Below are 18758 nucleotides of genomic sequence, written 5' to 3' on the forward strand. Positions count from 1 at the left end.
AGGTGTGGTGAACGGGCCGCTCAGGCGGCCAGGTCGTTGCGCTCCGGTCTCGGCTCGGGGATCTCCACCACGGCCGAGGCCACCTCCCGGGAACGCCGGAACCGCACCAGAAAGCCCAGCCGCTCCGACCGGGCCACCGCCCGCACCACCGGGGTCAGCAACGCCATCGCGAGCGGCGAGAGCAGCAACGCGACGGCGGTGCCGAGTGCGAAGCCGCCGATCACGTCGGTCGGATAGTGCACGCCCATGAAGACCCGACAGAAGCCCTCCGCCAGCGCCAGCCCGATCGCGGCGAGCCCGAACTTCCGGTGCGCCACGAAGAGTCCGGCCCCGACGGCCATCGCCAGCGTCGCGTGGTCGCTCACGAAGGAGAAGTCGGTCTTCCCGGGAATCAATACGTCCAGGCCCTTGTGATCCACGAACGGCCGCGGCCGCCCCACGAATCCACGGATCGGGATGTTCACCAGGACCGCGATCCCGGCAGCCAGTGGCGCCCAGAGCGCGCCGGCGACGACCGTCACCGACCGCTCGTGGTCCGCCCCCTTGCGCGCCTGCCACCAGCAGCCGAGCACCAGCAGCACCATCGCCAGCAGAATGCCGTACTCGCCGACGAACTCCATGGTGCGGTCGAGCCAGCCGGGTGCGGACTTCGCGAAGCCGTTGATGTCGTAGAGCAGGCTGACATCAGGGTTCGACCCATCACTTGCGAGTCCAGCCATCTGCTGCCCCTTGCCTTTGCTCCCGCTACGCGGCCGTACGTCCCTGCACGCCGCTCCACCCGACCCCGTGGTCAGTGCGCGTTCGGTGCGTCCTCAGTCCAGGGAACGCCCTGGACGCCTCCGGCGTTCCGTTCTCCACCGAAAGATCACCATGACGTTATCGAAGAGAGACTCATCGTCGCAGCTCAGAAGCGACGCTCTCACGGTGGGTCCCGGTCGCGCAACGCAGCGTTTCAGGCCTCCGGATGCGTGCTGGGCAGCGCTTTCGCGCCGTCCTCGGTGACCCGGGTGGCGTCGAAATAGTCCGGCGAATCAATCTTGTCGAAGCGAATCACGGCGCCGGTGTAGGGCGCGTCGATCATGTAGCCGCCGCCGACGTAGAGACCCACATGGTGGATGGCCCGGGAGTTGGACAGGTCGTTCGAGAAGAAGACCAGGTCACCCGGGAGCAACTGGTCCCGCGCCGGATGCTCCCCCGCGTTGTACTGGTCGTTCGCCACCCGCGGCAGCTCGATCCCGACGCTGTGGTACGCCGCCTTGGTCAGCCCCGAACAGTCGAACCGCCCTCCCTGGGCGGCGGTGCCGTTCCCACCCCAGAGGTAGGGGGTACCGAGCTTCTGCTGCGCGTAATAGATGGCGGCGGCGGCCTGCTGGGAGGGGGCCACGCCGTTCACGGGCCGGGCGAAGCTCTTCTCCAGGGTGCGGATGATTTTGACGTAGTTCTGGGTCTCGCGGTACGGGGGCACCCCGCCGTACTTGATGACCGCGTACGAACCGGCGTTGTACGCGGCGAGCATGTTGTCGCTCCGGTCACCGGGTACGTTCTTGACGTATCCGGCCAGTTCGCAGTCGTACGAGGCGGCTGACGGGATCGCGTCGGCGGGGTCCCAGATGTTCTTCTTGCCGTCGCCGTTCCCGTCGATACCGTGTGTCGTCCAGGTGCCCGGGATGAACTGCGCCAGTCCGAGCGCGTTGGCGGGGCTCTTGGCCTGCGGGTCCCAGCCGCTCTCCTGGTACAACTGCGCGGCGAGCAGCGCCGGGTTGAGCGAAGGGCAGAGATTGCCCCATTTCTGCACGGTGGTCCGGTACTGGCTGGGCACGGCCCCTTTGGCCAGCGCGACGGCTGATCCGCTGCCGAGGCCGGCGGCCGCCGAGTAGGTGCCGACGACGAGCAGGCCGATGAAGCCCAGGCTCACGCCCGCACCGATGCCGCCGACCACCCAGACTTTGCGCATTCCTCAACCCTCCCCCATTTGCCAGTGGTTCACCGCCTACTTCACTCGGAAGCCCGAGCAGCTGATGCTGGAGTAGTCCGTTGGGGTTCCTTTGACGTGGAAGAAGACCACGGTCCAGTCCCCGGGGTCGTTGGCGACAGGGATGCTGTCGGTCACTTTCCCGTTCGTGTGATCCGCGAAATCGTCCGGGTACGTCAGCGTGACGAAGTCTCCGGTCTTCCAGTTGGCGTAGGCGTCCACCGGTCTGCTGGTGTATCCGACCGATTTGTTCGGCATCATCAGGTCCGGGAACGGCTTGCCGGTGCTCGGATCGATGTCATGCGGCGCCCGCACGCCGACCGACACGTAGTACGGCGCCGCCGACGGCTTCGTGCCGCTGTTCTCGGCAGACTTGAACCGGAACTCGATTTTCGCCCTGGCCCCCACATACGGCAGGCTCGGATCGTCGGCGTTCTCCACCGAGTACTGGAACTCGGCCGGGGCGTCCGCCTCCCCACCGAAGGTGCGGCACTGGCCTATGCCATGAGCGGCCGCGCCGGGGTCGCTGGAGAGTCCCCACTGGTCGATGGAGACCCGGTTGTTCTCGATGTACGACGGCGCCTTGGCCGATTTCTTCGGCGGGCCACTGCTCGGGCTGGTGCTGGGACTCCTGTCCTTCGCGGGGTCTGCGTGGCCGCCACCGGACATGAATTGCACAGCCACAACCGCGCCCACTCCCACGGCCGCCACGACGGCGACCGCCGCCATCCACGGCTTGAACCTGCGGGTCGAGGGGGCAACGGGGGCATGATCCGGCGCGGCCACTCCCTGCGTCGGCGTGTAGCCGGGAGCGAACTGCCCGGCCGTCGCCGTGGGCGCCCCGTGCAGGCCGACCTCCGGCACCGCCACCGGCACAGGCCCCGCCACCGGCACCGCATCGCTGAGCCCCGCCAGCGCCCCGTAGAACCCGTCGTCCACCAAGGCGGCCCGCACCGCGCACCGCTCGATCAACGCCGTGAGCGACGGCCGGGCCGCCGGGTCCTTCGCCACGCACCAGTTGATCAGCGCCGCGAGGTCCGGATCGACCCCGGCCAGGTCGATCTCCTCGTGGACGACCCGGTACCCGACCGAGGCCGGCTGGCCGCCTCCGAAGGGCGCCCGCCCGGTCGCCGCGTACGCCATCGTCGCGCCCAGCGCGAACACATCGGCTGCAGGACCGACCTGGTTGGCCATCAGCACCTCCGGCGCGGCAAACCCGGGCGTCCCCGGCGCGAAGCCGGTCTCGGTCAGCGCCGCGTCCCCCGTGCCCCGGGCTATCCCGAAGTCGATCAGCTGCGGCCCCTGCGCCGACAGAATGACGTTCTGCGGCTTGAGATCCCGGTGCGTCACCCCGTACGCGTGCACGCTCGCCAGACCCTCCGCGAGCGCGGCGAAAACGCCCCGGCAGGTGACGGCCGGGAACGGCCCCCGCTCCCGTACGGCACGGCTCAGCGTCGGCCCGGTCACGTACTCGGTGGCCAGCCAGTACGGCGGCGCGGCCAGCGAGGCGTCTATCAGGTTCGCGGTGTACGCGCTGCGCACCGCCCGTACGGTCTCGACCTCCCGCCGGAAGCGGCTCAGTGCCTCGGGGTGGTCGGTGATCTCCTCCCGGATGACCTTGATCGCCACCAGCCGGCCCCCGGGCGAACGCCCCAGGTACACCTGGCCCATTCCACCCGCCCCGAGCCGGGCGACAACTGCGTGCGCGCCTATGTGTGTTGGATCCTGAGGTCTGAGTGCGTCCACTGGGCCAACTGTTTCAGCGGGCTCCCCCACGATCAAGCGGTCATACCTGGCCGGCGACGACGAGCCTGCTGGTGAAGGCCGTGGTCGCAACCGTCTCGGCCACGACGGCGCCCTTCCAGGACCATCCGGCGTTGATGTCGTACGACAACTCGGCGGACTTGGCCCGGGTCAGATCCACCAGCACCGTGCGGCCGACCGGCGATCGCACCACCGAGCCCGGCCACAGCGGCCCCGCCGCGAAAGCCAGGGCCACCTTCCGCAACGGCTTGACGGCGACCGGGCTGCTGCCGCGCAGCGGAAAGGCACAGAGCGGCATCGTCGGCCCGCCGTCCGGGGACGGCTGCGCCAAGCCGCAGGTGAACGGATCTGCGGTGGTATTCCGGAAGGTGATCGCGCCCGGACTGCCGCCGCTGTCCACCACAGTGCCCACCGCACCGGGTCCGACGTCGAGGGCCTGGCCCGATGCGATCGGCATGGCCGCTACACCGCCCAACCGGGCTCGCCGGTAGTCGTATTGGGTCGACGCGAAGGCGAAGTACTGCTCGGTCCAGGACAGCCGGGTCTCTTCCGAGTAGTTACCGATGGAAGCCCACAGCGTGGGCACCCCGCCGGGCGCGGCACTCTGCACCGCCTTGAACATCCGGAGCTGGTAGAGACCCGCGGTCAGCACCCCGGTCGTCTGGGCGGACATGCTGATGTCGATGCCGTAGGCCGTGCCCGGCGCGGCCGCCCTGCCCCGGCGCGTCCCGGCGTGCGCGGGCGTCGGCCGGGCCAGCAGGCCCGGTGCCAACGCCCCCGCGCCCGCTACCACGCTGCCCACCGAGACCTGCCTGAGGAAGCTGCGCCGGGACTGCTCGGTCATGGGGTGGTCCTCCGGGTTCGGCGGTGGCAGCGCGACCCGACGATCCGAGGCGGCAGGCCTGCGGGCACCTCAGCACGGCACGCCCCGCGACGGACCACGCCGCGCGGACACACGCCTACCGCGCCACCCACCCGGCCGACGCGAGACATCCGGGCCGCGCTACCCGGCCCGGCCCTGCGAACCTCGGACACCCGACGCCTCCCCCGGCCCAGTCACCAAAAGCACCTGCATCGATCACAGTAAGCCACCCCACTGACAGTCGCGCTTCTCCTCGCACTCGGCCCAGAGCACCTTGCCGCCGCCCGCGAGGACATACGCACCCCAGCTCGCGGCACAGAGTCGCACCAGGTGGAGCCCCCGCCCGCACTCGGCGTCCTCACCCGGCGGCGGACCGAAGGGTGCGGGGATGGCCGGGTTGCCGTCCCAGACCGCCAGCCGGATGCGGTCGGCGTCCATGGCGCGGAGGCGGAGGCCGTAAGGGCCCCGCGAGTGCCGGTAGGCGTTGGTGACGAGTTCACTGGCCAGCAGCTCAGCTGTGTCGACGAGTTGGTCGAGACCGTGCGAGTGGAGCACCGCGCGGAGGGTTTTGCGGGCGATGCCGGGGGCGTGCGGATCGTGCGGAAGTTGGAGGGCGTACGCCCAGGACGGCGCTACGGTGGTCACGGAATTCTCCGATCACGGAGGGGAGTTGACTGACTGTGCCTGCTGGGTGCCCGGTGACGAGGTCGCTCCGTCGAGCGAGGTACTTCCGGGCGGTGGCCTAAAGCTAGCGGCACCGCCTTAGGTATTAAGCTGTTTGAGCTGAACTACTAGGTTCTTCATCCGTGTGGGTGACGTCCTGTACGAGGAGAGACATCGATGCCGCTGAGGAGCGCCCCCACAGCTCGTCAACTCCGGTTCGGCGTCGAGCTGCGCAGGTTGCGCGAACGCGCGGGCTTGACCTCCACCGAGGCAGGACAGCTCCTCGGCATCAAGCAGAGCCAGGTCAGCAATATGGAGGGAGCCCGGTTCGGCGTCAGTCCCGAACGGCTCCGCGCGATGGCCCGCCACTACTCCTGCTCCGACAATGCCCTGATCGACGCACTCATCGGCATGACGGGGGAACGCAAGCGCGGCTGGTGGGAGGAGTACCGGGAGATCCTTCCCGCGTCGTTGATCGACCTGTGCGAACTGGAACACCACGGACTCAAGCTGCGCACCGCGCACACGTCCCACATCCCGGGACTGCTCCAGATCGCGGACCACGCGCGCGAGATCTTCCTGCACATGGTCCCCGCATACACGCCGCCCGAGGTGGAACATCGCATCTCCCACCGCGTCAAACGGCAGACCGTCCTCTACCAGGACGATCCGCCGCCGTACCAGGCGATCATCCACGAGGCCGCACTCCGCATGCAGTTCGGCGGACGCGCAGTGGCCGTCCGTCAACTGCGGCACTTGCTGGACATGAGCGAACGCGATCGCATCACCATCCAGGTGATCCCGTTCAGCGCCGGCGCCTACCCGGGCGCCGGCCAGTCCATCTACTACGTACACGGGCCGGTGCCACAGCTGGACACCGTCCAACTGGATCAGGCACACGGCCCCAAATACGTTGATGCGCAGGCGGAACTGGAGGTGTACCGCCTCCTCCTGGAACGAGTGGAGGCAATTGCCCTCACCCCTGACGCGTCGCGCAAGTTCATCCACGACATTGTCCAGGACGTGTGAAAGGCCCGCGATGATCTCTTACAACTGGCAGAAGTCCTCGTACTGCGGCAGCGGCGAGTCCTGTCTGCATGTCGCCTCCGAGGACCGGACAGTGAGAATCACCGAAAGCAGTGACCCCGAAGGGGTCATACTGCGCACCACCGTTCCCGCCTTGGGCGCCCTACTCCACGCGATAGAGCGCATGCGGACCGGAGCGACCCGTGTCTGAGACCCCCGACGACCTCGACTGGATCCGCGCCGCCCCCGAGGGCGAAAAGGGACCCGGCCCCTGGATCGAAATCGCCTTCGGCCCCGACGACGCCGTCTACCTGCGCGAGACCAGCGACCCGGACAACGTCGTCACCACCACCCAGAAGAAGTGGGACGCCTTCGTACTCGGCGTCCAGGCAGGCGAATTCGACCACTTCGCCGAACTGGACGGCCAGGGCCCCGTCACCTAACCCTCGTGCGTTCTGTCAGTAACGCTTTGGCCAGCGGGGGCTTGTGTGTCATTCGTGATGGTTGCAGCCGCTTTGTACGGGGCGCTGCAGCTGGCCTCGCCGGTGCGTTCGCTGCATGCCCAGGTGGATTTCCGATGGGCGTCGCTCAATACGATCGCCGGTCGAACCGCATCGCGACGGCCTGCTCCAGTGTGAGGCCGGTCGCGTCGTCGTCCAGCTCGAGGAACGCGTGGATGACGGCGAGCGCGACCGTGCCCATGAGAGAGCGTCGGTTGTCGTGGTCGACGACTCCGGCCCCGGGGTTACCGATGGCGCGGAGGGTCAAACCGTCGGTCGCGGCGGACAGCGCGTTCGCCAGATCGTCGAGCGTGAGGCCCTTGCGCAAACGCAGATGGCGCTCCCGTAGGACGGCGGTGTACAGCTGCTTCCACGAGCCGAGATAGTCCTCGTACACGGTGGAAATGATCCGTGTCACCTCGTCGTCCCCCTCGGCCGCGGTCATGAGGGCGAGTCCGAGCCGGACGGAGGGCAGTTCGACCCCCTCAGCGGTGTGCTGGTAGGAGATGTCGTGGACGGCTCGTACGAAGTCCGCTCCGTGCACCAGCCGCTCGGTGTTGGCGGCACGCTGCTTCCGGTACGCGGGCCGGTAGTTCTCCCTCCATACCGCGAAGTTGATCAAGTCGCTGACGAAGTGCGAGTGCGGGCTCCAGCGGTCTCTCAGCATCGACACGCCATTGCCGTGCCGGGTGAAGGGGCCCGGATTGCCGGCGAACTCCTCGGCGACCCTGCGCTGCGACAGGGAACCGAGCAGCAGGCGTTCGCTGCTGACGCGCTGCTGGGCGCCGGGACCGAGGTGCTGTACGAGCAGCCTCATACCGGCGGCCAGGAACGAGGCTGTGGCGCGGTCGTTCGCGAGCCGGTCGCTGCCCCAGCGGGTGCGGCGGTTGAGATGGCGCAACACCCCGGAGAGATCCTGGTTATAGGGAAAAGGCAGGTCCCGTTTCCCTCTGGGACCTCGCGGCTCATCGGTGTCGTTCATGCCCGCATACTCACTCCGGCCGCCGCTCCCGCAACAGGGGCGCGGCTGCGCTGAGTTCGCGCGGCGCGGCGGGTTCCGCGCGACTGCGGGGAAGCGCCTCCGCGGGTAGCAGGGCTACACCTGAGAGCTCCAGTCCGCAGAAGGGTGATCGAAGATGCTCGCCACATACATCGGCATGGCCGCCTGGTCGCTGGCCGCTGTCGCCATCAGCAAAGGCTCGGTCCGAGTGATACTCGGGGTTCTCACGGCGCAGGCTGCCCACAAGGCGCTGAAGACATCGGCGGCCTCCGAGGCAGCCCACCGTCTCGAAGTGTTGCGAGCCCTTCTCAGCGGGTTGAAACCACCCTGGCGCGGCCTGCCAGGTGACATCGACGACAAGTGAGGGCGAAGGCCCCGTGCCCCTTTCGGGAATGCCCGAAGTACGTTGTGTCCGGAGGGCTCGGGAGGTTGCTGGTTCGGCCGCGGTCGGTGGCGACAAGGGTCCACCGGTTCGGACGACATCGAAGTGCCCCGTGTAGGTCGCAATCCACGGGTCCCAGAGGCACCCCCTGCGAAATCGGTGAGCACTTGCCGCCTGTCTGTTCACTGGGCACTCAGCTGAGCGCTCCGAGGACAGATCGACCGGATGTGTTCACCGATTTCGCGCGTACCTTCATGCGCCCCTTCGTGGCCGTAGACTGACGGTTTGATCATCTTGATCAACCAGTAGCGTTCGGATGGAGCGGGTCGGAGGCGGTGTGACGCGCAGGCAGTCGCTGGGCCGGGATTTCGGCTGGCTCTGGGCCGCGTTCGCCGCCAGCACGGTGGGTACCTGGCTCGCGCTGGACGCGCTGCCGCTCATCGCCGTCCTGGTACTGCACAGCAGCGCGATGCAGGTGTCCGTCCTGTCGGCGGCGGGCCTGGCGGTGGGCGCGTTGATCGTGTTGCCGCTGGGCCCGTGGGTGGAGTTCCGCCGTAAGCGACCGGTCATGATCTCGATGGACCTGCTGCGGTTTCTGGCCATGCTGTCGTTGCCTGCCGCTTATGCGCTGGGCTGCCTCGGCTTCGCCCAACTGGTCGTCGTGTCGGTGATCGTCGCGGCGGCGAACATCGTGTTCACCTCCGCGAGCGGTGCCCACCTGAAGGACTTGGTACGGCCCGAAGACCTCCTGACCGCCGGCAGCAGGTTCGAGACGACGACCTGGACGGCGACCGCCCTCGGCCCGCCCCTGGGCGGTGCCGCCATCGGGATGTTCGGACCGCTGACGACGGTGGTGCTGGACGCAGTCAGCTACCTGCTCTCGGCGCTCGGGATCCGGGCGATCAGCGGCCGCGAGCCACAGCCGCCGGCCAGGCCCGCCCGGCGATTCAGCACGGGCGACGTCGTGGAGGGGTGGCGTTATGTCCTGCGCCACCCCGTACTGCGGCCGCTGTTCTTCAACACCGCCCTGGTCAACGGACTGATCATGGCGATCGCGCCACTGCTGGCCGTGCTCCTTCTGCGGGATCTGGGCTTCGCGCCCTGGCAGTACGGTCTGGCCTTCGGCGTGCCGTGCATCGGCGGCCTGGTGGGATCGCGGCTCGCCCCCTGGCTGGTAGCCCGGTTCGGACAACACCGGGTCATGCTCGTCAGTGGGGCCCTCCGAGCGTGCTGGCCGCTGGGCCTGGCCTTCGTCCGGCCCGGCCTCCCGGGGCTCCTGATCGTGATGGTGACCGAGTTCTGCCTGATCACCTGTGTGGGGGTCTTCAACCCGGTGTTCGCCACCTACCGGCTCGAACACACCGCAACCGAGCGCATCACCCGAACCCTCTCGGCATGGTCCATCACGAGCCGCGCGACCATCGCGACGCTGACCGTTCTCGGGGGGCTGCTCGCTCACGTAACCAGCCCACGCACCACCATCGCCATCGCCGGCGTCCTCATCCTGAGCACTCCGCTCCTGCTGCCCCGCCGCCCGGCGCTGTCCGTCGAAGCAGCGGAACCGGTAACCGTCCCGTAGCGGTGGTCAGCACCGCTACGGAAGCCGGAGCGACAATCACACCGGTGCACGCAGCGACGTCATTGCCCGGCGTCACCCCTCGTGATACACAGAGTAACCATGCATGTTCGAGGAACACGAGTCCGCACCGCAGGTCAGGGCGGGGTAATCGGACACACGTGCGGACATGAGGATAAAGAGCGTTGCCGGGTTACACACGGAGGCAGTTTCATCAGCGAAGATGGGACATGACCCGGGCGCCGGAGCACGGGCATGAACTACCGGATAGGGGCGGTGAGTTACTTGAACCTGGCAGCCGACAAGGGCGACATCAGCACCATCATCGGCGGAATCGCCCCCAACTGGGGGCCGTTCGGCAGCCTCGGGCAAGAGGCGCGGGTGATGGTCGAGGTAGTGATGGCGGTCGCCATTCTGCTCTGCCTCGGCATCGCCATCTGGGGCGCGGCGAAGCAACGCATCGGGGCCACCGCGCTGCGCGACACGTTCAGCGCGGAGCAGGGCAAAGGGCTCATCGTCGCCGGCCTCACCGGCGTCTTCATCATCGGCTCCCTGGGCACTGTCTTCACCATCGTGTACGGAATGGCTGTCTGACCCCAGGTCAGCGGCTCCGTCGCCCCGGGTGCTGCCCGGCTCATACAGAGGTTGGGCATCCCTGATGTCGTGTCACCACGGCCCGCCCACACGGGCATCAGCACAGTTACCGTCGTACTGCACGACACGGCACACGGTTGAGGGGGCGTACGCGGCATGAGTCTCGGCGACGAGCGCGACTACGGCGGCGACGCGGGCCGCCCCGACGGCATGGGCGGCACGGGTCAGACCCGTACGCGGCTGCCCGAAGGCGGCGACGTCTACGGAGGCGGCAGACGGCCTCCGCGGGCCTCGCGCTCGCTCGTGACGGTCGTGGGCGTCGTGGTCCTGCTCATCGCGGCGATCGCCTTCGCCAACCGGGGCGGCGGTACGTCGTCGGACACCGGCGACGCGAAGAAGCCGGGGGCGGCTTCCACGGCGGCGTCGGGGGTCAAGCCGGTCACCGGGCGGAGCGGATGGATCGCCTCGGGATTTGCGCACGATGCGCAGGGCGCGCAGAGCGCGGCAGCCAATTTTGCGGTGGCGCTCGGATCCGACGGGATGTTCAAGAAGACCAGCCGGGATGCCATCATCAGCGCCACTCACGACCCGGCCGTCGTCGACGGGCTCCTGCCCGAGCTGGACAGCGCTTACGCTCCGGGCTTTCTCAAGAACGTCGGCCTCGCGGCGAACGGTGACGCGCCCAGCGGTCAGACGTTCGTGTCGCGGACAGTTCCCGTAGGTGCCCAGGTGACACAGCAGCAGAGCGCCACCACGTCTGTAGCGGTCTGGTGTACGGGCCTGGTCGGTCTCGCCGGAGAAGGTTCCACCAAGCCGGTCACGGAAACCTGGTTCACCCTCACCGAAAACCTCAAGTGGGTCGGTGGCGACTGGAAGATCGAGTCGTCGAGCCAGAAGGAAGGCCCGACGCCCGTCAGCGCCGACAACCGGGCTTCCACTGCCGACGAGATCGCCGGTGCCGTCCAGGGATTCGGAGGCTTCACCTATGCCCGGTAGCCGACGACGTCGTGCCCTTTCCCTGCCCACGATTCTGGGCGTTCTCCCGCCCGCAGTCATCCTCTTGTCCTCGGCTGCCGTCGCGGCGCCGTCGCCGAGCCCCAGCCCGGGCAAGAGCGACGATCCCTGCGATCTCATCGTCGGTCTGGCCAAGGACTACTGCACGGGCAAAAAGGCCAACCCCAGTACCCCCACGCCCAGCAACGACCCCCTGGACCCCCTCTCGTCCCTGGCGAAGGGCTGTGCCGACGCCGCCGCCTGGATCGTCGGCAAACTGTCCGAGGCCGTGAAGAACACGGCCAACGTGGACTTCACCAACGCCGCGTTCCTCCGCCAGTACGCCGTCGTCTTCGCCGCGTCGACCATCCTCACCCTCGTCCTGTGGCTGCTCGCCGTCGCCAAGCGGGCGGTCCGCGGGGTGCCGCTGACCACGGCGTTGTCGGAGGCCATCGGGTTTCTCTGGCTGACGGTCATCGCCTCCGCCTTCACACCGCTGATCCTCTACACCCTCGTCTCGGCGACCGACGGCGTGACCGAGGTGATCGCGTCATCCACCGGCGGGCAGAACGACGTCTTCTTCGGATCGTTCGCCGAGGCGCTCAAGAAGGGCACCGACATCGGCGGCGGCCCGATCATGCTGATCGTGACCTCCCTGGTGTCGATCCTCGCCGCTGGTGTGCTCTGGCTGGAGCTCGTCATCCGGGCCGCCCTGCTCTACGCGGGCGCCCTGCTCGGCACCGTGGTGTACGCGGGGCTCGTCGACAAGAACATGTGGGGCCATGTCCGCCGCTGGGCCGGCATCATGATCGCGGTAATCATGGTGAAACCGGTCATCGTGATCGTGCTCGGCCTGGCCGGCGCACTGACGTCCGGCAAGGGACCCGATTCGTTCTCCGCCGTGGTTTCCGGCCTCGCGATCATCCTGCTCGCCATCTTCGCCAGCGGCATGATCTACCGCTTCGTCCCCGGCTTCGGCGACGAGGTCGCGGCCTCCCGTACCAACCGCAAGACCGCCACCGACGGCTCCCAGGCCGCCGCGCTGATCAGTTCACCCGCTGCTCTGGTGTCGCAGGGCATCAAGACGCACAGCAGCCGGGGCGGCGGCAACGACGGCGGAGGCGGCGGCGGTCAGGGCGGCGGCGCCCGCTCCGGAAACCCCCTGTCCGGCGGCGTCGCGGCCCACAGTAACCGCGGCGGCTCCGGCGGAGGTATGGGCGGCGGCAGCCGGGGAGGCGGCGGAAGCGTCCCCTCCGCCGCGCCCCCACCCCGTAGCAAGCCGAGCAGTACCGGAACCCACAGCACACGCAACAACGGCACAGGAGGTGGAGGGCGTTGACGACCCAGTCCCAGCCGGTCGCGCCCCGCCGCACGTATCTGATCGGCCGGGCCCGGCCATCGGCGATCGTCGGCAAGAACCGCGAGACGGGCGAGATCGCGCTGATCATCGCGGGCGCCTTCGTCGGCATGATGTGCGGACTGCTGGTCCCCGTCCTGCCGTTGCGCATCGTGACCCTCACCGGATTCCCGATGCTGGCCCTCGCCGCGGTGTACGTCCCGTACAAACACCGCACGTTCTACAAATGGTTCGAAATCAACCGCAGCTACAAGCGCTCGCTGCGCCGCGGCACCGTCTACCAATCGTCGGCCGTCGAGGCCGGCACCCGGCTCGACGGGCGGGAGGTCGAGGTCGGACCACCGCCGGGCATCGGCAGGATCAACTGGCTCGCCGCCCCCTTCGGACCCGATGAGATCGCCGTCCTGCTGCACGCCGACCGGCGTACGGTCACCGCGGCCATCGAGATCGAGGGCCCCGGCGTGGGCCTGCGGGACTCGGAGGACCAGGAAGCGCTGGTCGACCGGTTCGGCACACTGCTCAAACACGTGGCCAACGGCGACGGCTTCGTGACCCGCCTGCAGATCCTGGCACGCACCCTGCCCGCCGACCCGGACGCGCACGCCAAGGACGTCGCCCAGCGCGGCGACCCCCGCGCGCCGGCCTGGCTGCAGGACTCCTACGACCAGCTCGCCTCGATGGTGTCCACCTCCAGCGAACAGCACCGCGCCTACCTCGTGGCCTGCATGCACTTCACCCGCGAACTGTCCGCCGAGGCGAACGCGATGGCCCGCGCCGCGCGGCCCGCGGCAGGCCGCAAGCTCGACCGGGACGCGGGCCTGGCGGTCGTCATGGCGCGCGAACTGACCGACATCTGCGCACGGCTCGCCGAGGCGGACATCCGGGTACGCCAGCCCCTCGGCCAGAGCCGGCTCTCCTCGCTGGTGCACTCGATGTACGACCCGGACCACCCCATCGACCACATCCAGGCCATGACCAAGCGGAACGCCTGGCCGGCCGAGCTGGACGCCATGGAGCCCACCTACCTCCAGGCGAAGACCCGCGAGTCCTCGACCCGCGCGCCCTGGTGCCATGCCACCGCCTGGGTGAAGGAATGGCCGATGACACCCGTCGGCGTCAACTTCCTGGCCCCGCTGCTCGTCCACACCCCGGACGTGATCCGTACGGTGGCGGTCTGCATGGACCTCGAACCGACCGAGGTGGCGATCGAGCGGATGCTGACCGAGAAGACCAACGACGAGGCGGAAGCCTCCCGCGCCGCGAAGATGAACCGGACCGTCGACCCGCGCGACGTCGCCTCGCACGGCCGGCTCGACCAGCGGGGTGAAGATCTCGCCAGCGGTGCTGCCGGGGTCAACCTGGTGGGGTACATCACGGTGTCGTCGCGCTCGCCCGAAGCGCTCGCCCGGGACAAGCGGACCATCCGCGCCTCTGCCGGAAAGTCGTATCTGAAGCTGGAATGGTGCGACCGCGAGCACCACAGGGCCTTTGTGAATACGCTGCCGTTCGCGACCGGCATCCGCCGATAGGGGCCCGTGATGCGAGATCCGATGACCGCCGTCACCGATGCCTTTGCCGCGTTCCTCTTCGGCAAGGTCGAGACGACCCGCCTCCCGGTCCGTACGTCCACGGGCCAGGCGCAGGCGGTCTACCTGCCGACGGCCGCACCCGGCCTCGGCGACTCGGGGGTGATCATCGGCCGCGAGGTGTACTCGGGGAAGGGTTACATCTATGACCCCTTCCAGCTGTACGGCCAGCAGCTCCCCGCCCCGCACTGGCTCGTCCTCGGCGAATCCGGCAACGGGAAGTCCTCTCTCGAGAAGACCTACGTGCTGCGCCAGCTCCGGTTCAAGGACCGGCAGGTCGTCGTCCTGGACGCGCAGGGCGAGGACGGCGCCGGCGAATGGGCCCTCATCGCGCAGCAACTGGGTATAACCCCCATCCGGCTGGACGCGATGGCAGCACTCGACCACGGCATCCGGCTCAACCCGCTGGACCCGGCGATCGCGACGACGGGGCAGCTGGCCCTGCTCCGTACGATCATCGAAGTCGCCATGGGCCACGGCCTGGACGAGCGTTCCGGCTTCGCGCTGAAGGTGGCACACGCCTATGTCAACGAGACGATCGTGGAGCGCCAGCCCGTCCTGACCGACATCGTCGAACAGCTCCGCCACCCCGAACCGGAGTCGGCGGAGGCCATGAACGTCTCCATAGAGGATGTACGGGCCTGGGGCCTGGACGTCGCCCTGGTCCTCGACCGGCTGGTCGACGGCGACCTGCGCGGCATGTTCGACGGCCCGACGTCGGTCGGCATCGACCTGGACGCACCACTGATCGTCTTCGACCTCTCGCACATCGACCGCAACTCGATCGCCATGCCGATCCTGATGGCGATCGTCGGTGTCTGGCTGGAACACACCTGGATCCGACCGGACCGCAAGAAGCGCATCTTCCTGGTGGAGGAGGCGTGGCACATCATCAACAGCCCGTTCGTGGCGCAGCTCTTCCAGCGGCTGCTGAAGTTCGGCCGGCGGCTCGGGCTCTCGTTCGTGGCGGTGGTGCACCACCTGTCGGACGTGGTCGACGGCGCGGCGGCCCGGGAGGCCGCAGCCATCCTGAAGATGGCCTCGACCAGAACCATCTACGCCCAGAAGGCGGACGAGGCGAGAGCGACGGGGCGAGTGCTCGGGCTGCCGCGCTGGGCGGTGGAGATCATCCCCACCCTGACCCCCGGCATCGCCGTCTGGGACGTCAACGGCAACGTACAGGTCGTCAAACACCTGATCACCGAGGCGGAACGCCCCCTGGTCTTCACCGACCGCGCGATGACGGAGTCCTCCACCCCGGACGCCGACGACGCACTGGCCGCCCAGCTGGAGACGGAGGCGGAAGAGCGAGCGGCCCGGATCGAGCGGCAGTTCAACGAGTCCTCAGAGTCGACGGTGGCCTGACATGCCCGACGCCCGGCCCCCGTACCGGTCCGCAACCTCCGCCTCCGCATCGCAGCAGTCGCGGGGGATCCCGGACGGGCTGTTGATCACGCTGATGGTGTTCCTGCTGGGTCTGACGCTCCTGGTCTGGCTGGCCACCGGGCTGGCCGGAGTGTTCACCCACGGCTCCTGGCCGGATGGGGTGACGGTCTCACACACCCCGGTGGCGATCCGCCAACTGGCCACCACGCCCAAAGCCCTGCCTGGCGCCTGGCCGGACACCCCGCCCGCGCAGCTGTCCGGGTACGGGCTGTTCTGGGGGCTGCTGATCGGCGAGCTGCTGACACTGCTGGTCCTCACCGTCTTCGTGCTGGGCACGGTGACCCGCTGGCGCGCGGTACGGGCGTCCCGGCGGGCGGAGGGTGCTGCGGGGTGCCGAGCTCGAGCTGCCGGACCGGCGGACGAGTCGGCGGCCGAGTCGGCGGCCGAACGAGCGGTCGAACCCGCGGTGGAACGGGTGGTTGAACCAGCGGCGGAACGAGCGGTCGAACCGGTGGGCGAAGCGTCCGTCGAACCGGCGGCCGGTCCACCGCCCGAAACGCCGGTGGCGATCGCCAATGTGCCGATCGCCACCGTGCCGGCCCAGCCGCTCGGCGCCGCCCATCAGGAGACCGCACCGCGCCTTGTCTACGGCTCCGCCGAGACCCGCCGCCCCACCGCCGTCCAGGCCGTTCGCGACGCGGCGGGCCCCGCGCTGGTCGTCACGTCGTCGCCCGCGGTCTGGGCCGAGACCAAAGATGCCCGGGCCAAGCTCGGGCCGGTACTCGTCTACGACCCGGGCCACCTCTGCGACACCCCGGCCCGCCTGCACTGGTCCCCGACCACCGGCTGCGAGGCCGCGGACATCGCCGCGGCACGAGCCGTCGCCCTGCTCGCCCCGATACGGCCGCAGGCCCGTATCGACGCAGCAATGGCCGACACCGCTGAGACGCTGCTCGGTGGTTGGCTGCACGCGGCGGCGATCGACGGCCGACCGTTCAAACAGGTGCACCGCTGGGCCCAGGGGTCCGGTTCGTCCCACGAACCCGTACGGATCCTCCGCACCCATCCCAAGGCGTCCGGTGGCGCGGCGGGTCTCCTCGAATCGGCGCTCACCGCCCATCCCGAGCGCCGCGAGATCGCCCAGGAACTGACGGCACGTGCGCTGGCCGCACTCTCCTCGATCCACATCCGCGAGACCTGCACCCCCAACCGAACCGACACCCTCACACTGGAATCTTTCGTCCATGAAGGGGGCACTCTTTATGTGGTGGGTGAAGCAATCGAGGATCCGCGCGCACACCCCGGCGCCATGCCGCTGCTCACCGCACTCGTATCAAGCGTGGTCGAGCACGGCCGCCGCCTGGCCGCACGGTCAACCGACGGTCGGCTCGACCCACCAATGACCCTGGTCCTCGACGATGTCGCGGCCGTGGCCCCACTGCCCCAACTCCCGGAGCTGCTGGTAACCGGCCAGGACCAAGGACTCACACCACTCGTTCTGCTGCGCTCCCGCGAACAGCAGCGATCCCGCTGGCCGGACAGCGTGCCGCGCTGAGGCTGCCGCCGGGAAGGATCACCGAGATCGGACGCGGGTCGTCTCTTGTTCCCCCGGGGACGATGATGAGGGCATGACTGCAGGCTCACGTGCCCACTCGTTCAATGCCGCCGCCGCCCAGTACGCCGCAAGCCGGCCTTCGTATCCACCCGCGGTCTTCGACGCCATCGAGCAGCTCACCGAACGTCAGCTGACTGGTACCCGGGTCGCCGATGTCGGCGCGGGCACCGGACTCGCTACGGCACTGTTGCGCGGGAGAGGTGCCGACGTGATCGCCGTCGAGCCCGGTGAGGCCATGGCCGCCGAGTGTCGCCGAGCACTCCCCGATGTGCCGGTCGTGCGCGGGGACGGAAACGCCCTCCCGCTGGCCGACGCCTCGCACAACCTCATCACCTACGCGCAGTCCTGGCAGTGGACGGAGCCGGCGCGCGCGGTCCCCGAGGCGCTGCGCGTCCTGCACGGGGACGGCGCGGTGGCGATCTGGTGGAACACCACCGCCTTCGACGTGCCGTGGATCCGTGCACAGCACGAGCGCATCGCCCGCTTCTGCGGCACGAAACCGCACCCCGCAACACGTCCCGATGACAGCGACGCCATCCGCTTGGCGGGCCTGACGGGTCTGCGGGTCGCACGACGCCAGGTGCGCTGGACCCGTGTGGTCCCCCTCGACACCCACCTCGCCAACATCATCAGCCGATCGGCGTTCCTGGTCCTCGATGAGCCCCGTCGGCATGTGTTCCTCGACGACGAACGCAGGCGGCTGCGCGAGGCGCTGCCCGACGGCACGGTGGAGGAGACCTACCTGGTGGATCTTCTGGTGGCCGCTCGTCCCCAGCGTCAGGCCGGACGCACGACCGCCATCTCCAGCTCCCGCTCCCCCTTGTCGCCGGGGGCGAGGACGGAATCCCCGGTGGGTACGAAGCCCAGCTTCCGGTAGAACGCAGCGGCTCTTCCGTTGGCCTCGTGGACAAACAGGTGTACGCGCTCCAGCCTCGGCTCCCGCACCGACCAGGCCCACTCCAAGGCGCTGCGGAACAACTCATCGGTGAGCCCGGTCCCACGGAACTCGGGACGAACGAACACTCCCACCAGATGGCCCTGTGAGATGGGCACCCAGTCGCCGAAGACGCTCTCAGTGCCGGCCGGTTCGACCAGCACCACCACCGTGCCGGCCCACTCGCCGTCGGGAGTCTCCGCAATGAACTGCCGCGCGGCACCGCCGTGCGCAGCACCACGGGCGCGGTCCTGCCAGAAGGACTCCGGCCGCGCTTCGGCGTCGGCGTAAGTCTCCAGGAAGGCGATGTCCGCCACGGGATCCTGCAGAGCCAGCAGCCGCAGTTCCCTGACCTTGAGCCACTCGTCCGCGCGGACGGGGCGTATGACATGTTCCATGGATCGATCGTGTCAGGCACGGCGCCATGAGCGCACACGATTATCCGCCCGGTCCGGAACGCGGAAAAGCCCCGCACCATACGGTGCGGGGCTCCCCACAATAATTGTTCGGCGGCGTCCTACTCTCCCACAGGGTCCCCCCTGCAGTAC

The 18758-nt window shown here is 68.8% G+C and carries 19 protein-coding genes; 12 read left to right on the forward strand and 7 right to left on the reverse strand.

Annotation, left to right across the window (positions count from 1 at the left end; translation table 11 throughout):
* Positions 1 to 20: 20 nt before the first annotated feature.
* From AB0M87_RS30275 to AB0M87_RS30295, 5 genes are all read right to left on the reverse strand, one after another.
* Complete coding sequence (locus AB0M87_RS30275) at positions 21 to 719, reverse strand: phosphatase PAP2 family protein (RefSeq protein ID WP_365858608.1); 699 nt, start codon at positions 717 to 719, stop codon at positions 21 to 23.
* Between the two features lie 233 nt (positions 720 to 952).
* A complete protein-coding gene (locus AB0M87_RS30280; RefSeq protein ID WP_365858610.1) occupies positions 953 to 1954 on the reverse strand; it encodes a bifunctional lytic transglycosylase/C40 family peptidase in 1002 nt (333 codons plus the stop codon).
* Positions 1955 to 1990: 36 nt separating this feature from the next.
* Positions 1991 to 3748, reverse strand: coding sequence for a serine/threonine-protein kinase (locus AB0M87_RS30285; RefSeq protein WP_365858612.1), 1758 nt, complete (start codon positions 3746 to 3748; stop codon positions 1991 to 1993).
* Positions 3749 to 3758: 10 nt separating this feature from the next.
* The gene (locus AB0M87_RS30290) at positions 3759 to 4580 is read right to left on the reverse strand and encodes a twin-arginine translocation signal domain-containing protein (RefSeq protein WP_365858615.1); all 822 of its coding nucleotides are present in this window, start codon (positions 4578 to 4580) and stop codon (positions 3759 to 3761) included.
* Between the two features lie 234 nt (positions 4581 to 4814).
* Complete coding sequence (locus AB0M87_RS30295) at positions 4815 to 5243, reverse strand: ATP-binding protein (protein WP_365858617.1); 429 nt, start codon at positions 5241 to 5243, stop codon at positions 4815 to 4817.
* A gap of 195 nt (positions 5244 to 5438) precedes the next feature.
* Here AB0M87_RS30295 and AB0M87_RS30300 point away from each other — a divergent pair, with 195 nt between their 5' ends.
* The 3 genes from AB0M87_RS30300 to AB0M87_RS30310 are packed head-to-tail and all read left to right on the forward strand — an operon-like array spanning position 5439 to position 6730.
* On the forward strand, positions 5439 to 6290 hold the full coding sequence (locus AB0M87_RS30300) for a helix-turn-helix transcriptional regulator (protein ID WP_365858619.1): 852 nt from the start codon (positions 5439 to 5441) through the stop codon (positions 6288 to 6290).
* 10 nt (positions 6291 to 6300) lie between these two features.
* The gene (locus AB0M87_RS30305; protein ID WP_365858621.1) at positions 6301 to 6498 is read left to right on the forward strand and encodes a DUF397 domain-containing protein; all 198 of its coding nucleotides are present in this window, start codon (positions 6301 to 6303) and stop codon (positions 6496 to 6498) included.
* The gene (locus AB0M87_RS30310; protein ID WP_365858623.1) at positions 6491 to 6730 is read left to right on the forward strand and encodes a DUF397 domain-containing protein; all 240 of its coding nucleotides are present in this window, start codon (positions 6491 to 6493) and stop codon (positions 6728 to 6730) included. The genes AB0M87_RS30305 and AB0M87_RS30310 overlap by 8 nt, the downstream gene beginning before the upstream one ends.
* Positions 6731 to 6875: 145 nt before the next feature.
* Here AB0M87_RS30310 and AB0M87_RS30315 read toward each other — a convergent pair whose 3' ends face one another.
* A complete protein-coding gene (locus AB0M87_RS30315; protein WP_365858625.1) occupies positions 6876 to 7769 on the reverse strand; it encodes a hypothetical protein in 894 nt (297 codons plus the stop codon).
* A 154-nt stretch (positions 7770 to 7923) separates the two neighbouring features.
* Between AB0M87_RS30315 and AB0M87_RS30320 the strand changes: the two genes are divergently transcribed.
* The 9 genes from AB0M87_RS30320 to AB0M87_RS30360 all read left to right on the forward strand — a co-directional run bounded on the left by AB0M87_RS30320 (position 7924) and on the right by AB0M87_RS30360 (position 18153).
* The gene (locus AB0M87_RS30320) at positions 7924 to 8151 is read left to right on the forward strand and encodes a hypothetical protein (RefSeq protein ID WP_365858627.1); all 228 of its coding nucleotides are present in this window, start codon (positions 7924 to 7926) and stop codon (positions 8149 to 8151) included.
* Between the two features lie 355 nt (positions 8152 to 8506).
* The gene (locus AB0M87_RS30325) at positions 8507 to 9748 is read left to right on the forward strand and encodes an MFS transporter (RefSeq protein ID WP_365858629.1); all 1242 of its coding nucleotides are present in this window, start codon (positions 8507 to 8509) and stop codon (positions 9746 to 9748) included.
* Positions 9749 to 10030: 282 nt separating this feature from the next.
* Positions 10031 to 10339 carry a hypothetical protein gene (locus AB0M87_RS30330; protein WP_365858647.1) on the forward strand — a complete coding sequence of 103 codons (309 nt, stop codon included), beginning with the start codon at positions 10031 to 10033 and terminating at the stop codon, positions 10337 to 10339.
* A gap of 156 nt (positions 10340 to 10495) precedes the next feature.
* Positions 10496 to 11335, forward strand: coding sequence for a hypothetical protein (locus AB0M87_RS30335; protein WP_365858631.1), 840 nt, complete (start codon positions 10496 to 10498; stop codon positions 11333 to 11335).
* Positions 11325 to 12671: a hypothetical protein gene (locus tag AB0M87_RS30340; RefSeq protein ID WP_365858633.1), complete on the forward strand. Its 1347-nt coding sequence runs from the start codon at positions 11325 to 11327 to the stop codon at positions 12669 to 12671. The genes AB0M87_RS30335 and AB0M87_RS30340 overlap by 11 nt, the downstream gene beginning before the upstream one ends.
* Entirely contained in the window at positions 12668 to 14218 is a 1551-nt protein-coding gene (locus AB0M87_RS30345; protein ID WP_365858635.1) for an SCO6880 family protein, read from the forward strand. The genes AB0M87_RS30340 and AB0M87_RS30345 overlap by 4 nt, the downstream gene beginning before the upstream one ends.
* Positions 14219 to 14227: 9 nt before the next feature.
* Positions 14228 to 15640, forward strand: a complete 1413-nt coding sequence (locus AB0M87_RS30350; RefSeq protein ID WP_365858637.1) for an ATP-binding protein — start codon at positions 14228 to 14230, stop codon at positions 15638 to 15640.
* 1 nt (position 15641) lies between these two features.
* A complete protein-coding gene (locus tag AB0M87_RS30355) occupies positions 15642 to 17216 on the forward strand; it encodes a type VI secretion protein (RefSeq protein ID WP_365858639.1) in 1575 nt (524 codons plus the stop codon).
* Positions 17217 to 17289: 73 nt separating this feature from the next.
* Positions 17290 to 18153, forward strand: coding sequence for a class I SAM-dependent methyltransferase (locus AB0M87_RS30360; RefSeq protein ID WP_365858641.1), 864 nt, complete (start codon positions 17290 to 17292; stop codon positions 18151 to 18153).
* Here AB0M87_RS30360 and AB0M87_RS30365 read toward each other — a convergent pair.
* Positions 18054 to 18608: a GNAT family N-acetyltransferase gene (locus AB0M87_RS30365; protein WP_365858643.1), complete on the reverse strand. Its 555-nt coding sequence runs from the start codon at positions 18606 to 18608 to the stop codon at positions 18054 to 18056. The genes AB0M87_RS30360 and AB0M87_RS30365 overlap by 100 nt on opposite strands.
* Between the last annotated feature and the right edge of the window lie 150 nt (positions 18609 to 18758).

The organism is Streptomyces sp. NPDC051320 (assembly GCF_040682175.1).
Classification (GTDB): Bacteria; Actinomycetota; Actinomycetes; order Streptomycetales; family Streptomycetaceae; genus Streptomyces.

Bases quoted from the DNA above. Each gene is read 5' to 3' on its own strand.
- AB0M87_RS30275 (WP_365858608.1), bottom strand. From the start codon at position 719: ATGGCTGGACTCGCAAGTGATGGGTCGAACCCTGATGTCAGCCTGCTC.
- AB0M87_RS30280 (WP_365858610.1), bottom strand. From the start codon at position 1,954: ATGCGCAAAGTCTGGGTGGTCGGCGGCATCGGTGCGGGCGTGAGCCTG.
- AB0M87_RS30290 (WP_365858615.1), bottom strand. From the start codon at position 4,580: ATGACCGAGCAGTCCCGGCGCAGCTTCCTCAGGCAGGTCTCGGTGGGC.
- AB0M87_RS30300 (WP_365858619.1), top strand. From the start codon at position 5,439: ATGCCGCTGAGGAGCGCCCCCACAGCTCGTCAACTCCGGTTCGGCGTC.
- AB0M87_RS30305 (WP_365858621.1), top strand. From the start codon at position 6,301: ATGATCTCTTACAACTGGCAGAAGTCCTCGTACTGCGGCAGCGGCGAG.
- AB0M87_RS30315 (WP_365858625.1), bottom strand. From the start codon at position 7,769: ATGAACGACACCGATGAGCCGCGAGGTCCCAGAGGGAAACGGGACCTG.
- AB0M87_RS30320 (WP_365858627.1), top strand. From the start codon at position 7,924: ATGCTCGCCACATACATCGGCATGGCCGCCTGGTCGCTGGCCGCTGTC.
- AB0M87_RS30335 (WP_365858631.1), top strand. From the start codon at position 10,496: ATGAGTCTCGGCGACGAGCGCGACTACGGCGGCGACGCGGGCCGCCCC.
- AB0M87_RS30340 (WP_365858633.1), top strand. From the start codon at position 11,325: ATGCCCGGTAGCCGACGACGTCGTGCCCTTTCCCTGCCCACGATTCTG.
- AB0M87_RS30350 (WP_365858637.1), top strand. From the start codon at position 14,228: ATGCGAGATCCGATGACCGCCGTCACCGATGCCTTTGCCGCGTTCCTC.
- AB0M87_RS30355 (WP_365858639.1), top strand. From the start codon at position 15,642: ATGCCCGACGCCCGGCCCCCGTACCGGTCCGCAACCTCCGCCTCCGCA.
- AB0M87_RS30360 (WP_365858641.1), top strand. From the start codon at position 17,290: ATGACTGCAGGCTCACGTGCCCACTCGTTCAATGCCGCCGCCGCCCAG.
- AB0M87_RS30365 (WP_365858643.1), bottom strand. From the start codon at position 18,608: ATGGAACATGTCATACGCCCCGTCCGCGCGGACGAGTGGCTCAAGGTC.